The sequence below is a fragment of the Microbacterium sp. K35 genome (genome assembly GCF_004794375.1).
GTDB classification, from domain to species: Bacteria; Actinomycetota; Actinomycetes; order Actinomycetales; family Microbacteriaceae; genus Microbacterium; species Microbacterium sufflavum.
This window is the reverse complement of the sequence record NZ_SSDM01000318.1, coordinates 1-5,559: the sequence shown is the minus strand read 5'-3', so window position 1 is coordinate 5,559 and position 5,559 is coordinate 1. Positions and strand designations below refer to the sequence as shown.

At 54.8% G+C, this 5,559-nt stretch carries 3 rRNA genes; all 3 read right to left on the bottom strand.

The window, feature by feature from the left end:
* Positions 1–13: 13 nt before the first annotated feature.
* Positions 14–130: ribosomal RNA gene (rrf, locus tag DW299_RS12570) — 5S ribosomal RNA — on the bottom strand.
* 111 nt (positions 131–241) lie between these two features.
* A 23S ribosomal RNA gene (locus DW299_RS12565) occupies positions 242–3,343 on the bottom strand.
* A 421-nt stretch (positions 3,344–3,764) separates the two neighbouring features.
* Positions 3,765–5,289, bottom strand: a 16S ribosomal RNA gene (locus DW299_RS12555).
* Together the 16S, 23S and 5S rRNA genes form the textbook arrangement of a ribosomal RNA operon.
* Positions 5,290–5,559: the final 270 nt, after the last annotated feature.

Genomic DNA, 5,559 nt, shown 5'->3' with positions numbered 1-5,559 from the left:
TTGACTAAAAGGAGTCCGGCGGTGTCCTACTCTCCCACAGGGTCCCCCCTGCAGTACCATCGGCGCTGTGAGGCTTAGCTTCCGGGTTCGGAATGTGACCGGGCGTTTCCCTCACGCTATGGCCGCCGAAACACTATTGATGTTTCAATCAAACCTAGGTTCACACGTGTGTGTGATCGAAGGTGGTTCTCGACCGTACATCGAGAACCACTCAGTGGACGCAAGCACCAACGAACGGTGTGTTATCAAGTCATCGGCTTATTAGTACCAGTCAGCTGCACACGTTACCGTGCTTCCACATCTGGCCTATCAACCCAGTAGTCTGGCTGGGAGCCTCTCACCCGAAGGTATGGAAGTCTCATCTTGAGGCCGGCTTCCCGCTTAGATGCTTTCAGCGGTTATCCATCCCGAACGTAGCTAATCAGCGGTGCTCCTGGCGGAACAACTGACACACCAGAGGTTCGTCCAACCCGGTCCTCTCGTACTAGGGTCAGATCCTCTCAAACTTCCTACGCGCGCAGCGGATAGGGACCGAACTGTCTCACGACGTTCTAAACCCAGCTCGCGTACCGCTTTAATGGGCGAACAGCCCAACCCTTGGGACCTACTCCAGCCCCAGGATGCGACGAGCCGACATCGAGGTGCCAAACCATGCCGTCGATATGGACTCTTGGGCAAGATCAGCCTGTTATCCCCGAGGTACCTTTTATCCGTTGAGCGACAGCGCTTCCACAAGCCACTGCCGGATCACTAGTCCCGACTTTCGTCCCTGCTCGACCTGTCAGTCTCACAGTCAAGCTCCCTTGTGCACTTACACTCGCCACCTGATTGCCAACCAGGTTGAGGGAACCTTTGGGCGCCTCCGTTACTTTTTGGGAGGCAACCGCCCCAGTTAAACTACCCACCAGGCACTGTCCCTGAACCGGATTACGGTTCGAAGTTAGATATCCAGAGTGACCAGAGTGGTATTTCAACAATGACTCCACGGTAACTGGCGTCACCGCTTCAAAGTCTCCCACCTATCCTACACAAGCCACACCGAACACCAATACCAAGCTGTAGTAAAGGTCACGGGGTCTTTCCGTCCTGCTGCGCGTAACGAGCATCTTTACTCGTAATGCAATTTCGCCGAGTTCGCGGTTGAGACAGTTGGGAAGTCGTTACGCCATTCGTGCAGGTCGGAACTTACCCGACAAGGAATTTCGCTACCTTAGGATGGTTATAGTTACCACCGCCGTTTACTGGGGCTTAAATTCTCAGCTTCGCCTTGCGGCTAACCGGTCCTCTTAACCTTCCAGCACCGGGCAGGCGTCAGTCCGTATACATCGTCTTGCGACTTGGCACGGACCTGTGTTTTTAGTAAACAGTCGCTACCCACTAGTCTCTGCGGCCTCCAAACGCTTTCGGAGCAAGTCCTAATACGTCGAAGGCCCCCCTTCTCCCGAAGTTACGGGGGCATTTTGCCGAGTTCCTTAACCACGATTCTCTCGATCTCCTTGGTATTCTCTACCTGACCACCTGAGTCGGTTTGGGGTACGGGCGGCTAGAACCTCGCGTCGATGCTTTTCTCGGCAGCATAGGATCATCCACTTTTTATCCGCATCGTGTCTCAGCCTCATGAGTCACGGATTTGCCTATGACTCGGCCTACGCACTTGCACCAGGACAACCATCGCCTGGCTTGGACTACCTTCCTGCGTCACACCTGTTAATACGCTAACCGCACCAGCATGGGGTCACGTGCTCCCCTCCACGGTGTCACCCGAAGGTGACGATGTGAAGGCTCGGACGTTTAGCACCACTGGATTAGCTTGGGCGGTTCTTCGCCGGTACGGGAATATCAACCCGTTGTCCATCGACTACGCCTGTCGGCCTCGCCTTAGGTCCCGACTTACCCAGGGAAGATTAGCTTGACCCTGGAACCCTTGGTCTTTCGGAGGACGTGTTTCTCACACGTCATTCGCTACTCATGCCTGCATTCTCACTCGTGTAGCCTCCACGGCTGGTTTCCACCGCCGCTTCGCTGGCCACACGACGCTCTCCTACCCATCAACACGGCTGGACCACGAAGGCCTACCAATAATGTCAATGCCACAACTTCGGTGGCGTGCTTGAGCCCCGTTACATTGTCGGCGCGGAATCACTTGACCAGTGAGCTATTACGCACTCTTTCAAGGGTGGCTGCTTCTAAGCCAACCTCCTGGTTGTCAGAGCAACTCCACATCCTTTCCCACTTAGCACGCGCTTTGGGACCTTAGTTGGTGGTCTGGGTTGTTTCCCTCTCGACTATGAAGCTTATCCCCCACAGTCTCACTGCTGCGCTCTCACTTACCGGCATTCGGAGTTTGGCTGACGTCAGTAACCTTGTAGGGCCCATCGGCCATCCAGTAGCTCTACCTCCGGCAAGAAACACGCAACGCTGCACCTAAATGCATTTCGGAGAGAACCAGCTATCACGAAGTTTGATTGGCCTTTCACCCCTATCCACAGCTCATCCCCTCAGTTTTCAACCTAAGTGGGTTCGGTCCTCCACGACGTCTTACCGTCGCTTCAACCTGGCCATGGATAGATCACTTCGCTTCGGGTCTAGGACATGCGACTGAATCGCCCTATTCAGACTCGCTTTCGCTACGGCTACCCCACACGGGTTAACCTCGCCACATATCGCTAACTCGCAGGCTCATTCTTCAAAAGGCACGCTGTCACACCTACCAGGGGTGCTCCAACGGTTTGTAAGCAAACGGTTTCAGGTACTATTTCACTCCCCTCCCGGGGTACTTTTCACCTTTCCCTCACGGTACTTGTCCGCTATCGGTCATCTGGGAGTATTTAGGCTTATCAGGTGGTCCTGACAGATTCACACGGGATTTCACGGGCCCCGTGCTACTTGGGATACTCTCCACGCCAGAACACGCATTTCGACTACGGGGTTGGCACCCTCTATGACCGGCCTTTCAAGACCGTTCGTCTATACGCTTCTGTAACGTCGCCAGCTCGGCAGAACTGACTGGTGAGTCCCACAACCCCGAATATGCAACTCCTGCCGGATATCACACACACTCGGTTTAGCCTGATCCGGTTTCGCTCGCCACTACTAACGGAATCGCGGTTGCTTTCTCTTCCTGTGGGTACTGAGATGTTTCACTTCCCCACGTTCCCTCTACCCGCCCTATATATTCAGGCGGGAGTCACTAGGTCGGCACGCCGCCCAGCGGGGTTTCCCCATTCGGACACCCTCGGATCAAAACTTGCTTATCAGTTCCCCGAGGCTTATCGCAGATTGCTACGTCCTTCTTCGGCTCCAGATGCCAAGGCATCCACCGTTTGCTCTTAAAGACTTGAAATCACATGAGTTCGAATCAAAAACTCGACCCCACCCGAAGGCGGGATCAGAAATTGACTAATGATCTTTAAGATCATCTTGCGCAACCAATCCGAAGATCAGTTGCAAGATGCTCGCGTCCACTGTGTAGTTCTCAAAGTACGGGCGGTACCCTTCACCGCTTCCCCACCGGGGAAACAACGAAAGGCCCAGAGTAACCAAATGCTTCCAACCCGAAGGTCAAAGCGCATCCGGTCCCTCAGGACCCAACAGCGTGCAGGTGCGACATCCGTCACCCTCCCCGTTCCAACCACCGAAGCGGCGTACTGAAGAAGAACAACATCCTTCGCACCATGTCAAATGTTCCACCCATGAGCTCCCAGCGAAGAACGTACGCCTTCGATCTGGGTTCTGGACACCCGAAGGTGTCAGATGCTCCTTAGAAAGGAGGTGATCCAGCCGCACCTTCCGGTACGGCTACCTTGTTACGACTTAGTCCTAATTACCGATCCCACCTTCGACGGCTCCCTCCACAAGGGTTAGGCCACCGGCTTCAGGTGTTACCGACTTTCATGACTTGACGGGCGGTGTGTACAAGACCCGGGAACGTATTCACCGCAGCGTTGCTGATCTGCGATTACTAGCGACTCCGACTTCATGAGGTCGAGTTGCAGACCTCAATCCGAACTGGGACCGGCTTTTTGGGATTCGCTCCACCTCACGGTATTGCAGCCCTTTGTACCGGCCATTGTAGCATGCGTGAAGCCCAAGACATAAGGGGCATGATGATTTGACGTCATCCCCACCTTCCTCCGAGTTGACCCCGGCAGTATCCCATGAGTTCCCACCATTACGTGCTGGCAACATAGAACGAGGGTTGCGCTCGTTGCGGGACTTAACCCAACATCTCACGACACGAGCTGACGACAACCATGCACCACCTGTTTACGAGTGTCCAAAGAGTTGACCATTTCTGGCCCGTTCTCGTATATGTCAAGCCTTGGTAAGGTTCTTCGCGTTGCATCGAATTAATCCGCATGCTCCGCCGCTTGTGCGGGTCCCCGTCAATTCCTTTGAGTTTTAGCCTTGCGGCCGTACTCCCCAGGCGGGGAACTTAATGCGTTAGCTGCGTCACGGAATCCGTGGAATGGACCCCACAACTAGTTCCCAACGTTTACGGGGTGGACTACCAGGGTATCTAAGCCTGTTTGCTCCCCACCCTTTCGCTCCTCAGCGTCAGTTACGGCCCAGAGATCTGCCTTCGCCATCGGTGTTCCTCCTGATATCTGCGCATTCCACCGCTACACCAGGAATTCCAATCTCCCCTACCGCACTCTAGTCTGCCCGTACCCACTGCAGGCCCGAGGTTGAGCCTCGGGATTTCACAGCAGACGCGACAAACCGCCTACGAGCTCTTTACGCCCAATAATTCCGGATAACGCTTGCGCCCTACGTATTACCGCGGCTGCTGGCACGTAGTTAGCCGGCGCTTTTTCTGCAGGTACCGTCACTTTCGCTTCTTCCCTGCTAAAAGAGGTTTACAACCCGAAGGCCGTCATCCCTCACGCGGCGTTGCTGCATCAGGCTTCCGCCCATTGTGCAATATTCCCCACTGCTGCCTCCCGTAGGAGTCTGGGCCGTGTCTCAGTCCCAGTGTGGCCGGTCACCCTCTCAGGCCGGCTACCCGTCGACGCCTTGGTGAGCCATTACCTCACCAACAAGCTGATAGGCCGCGAGCCCATCCCCAACCGAAAAATCTTTCCAAACGCAGACCATGCGGTCACGTCACATATCCAGTATTAGACGCCGTTTCCAGCGCTTATCCCAGAGTCAGGGGCAGGTTGCTCACGTGTTACTCACCCGTTCGCCACTGATCCCACAGAGCAAGCTCCGTGTTCACCGTTCGACTTGCATGTGTTAAGCACGCCGCCAGCGTTCATCCTGAGCCAGGATCAAACTCTCCGTAAAAAGAAATTGCATACAACCCGGGGAAAAACCAGGCCGCAGCGAGTTTGAAACTGACCAAAGAGATGACATCATTGCTGACTTCATCCGAATGCCAACCCCCCAAAAGGAGTTGGTCTTTGATCCAAAGGAATTCTCACCCAGCCGAAGCTGAACGAGGATAATTTGGCATTTGACAAGTGCACGCTGTTGAGTTCTCAAGGATCGGATGCTCCCACGACCCAGCCATCACAACCAGGCCCGCAGGGCAACTTCTCTATCTTAGCCATCCCG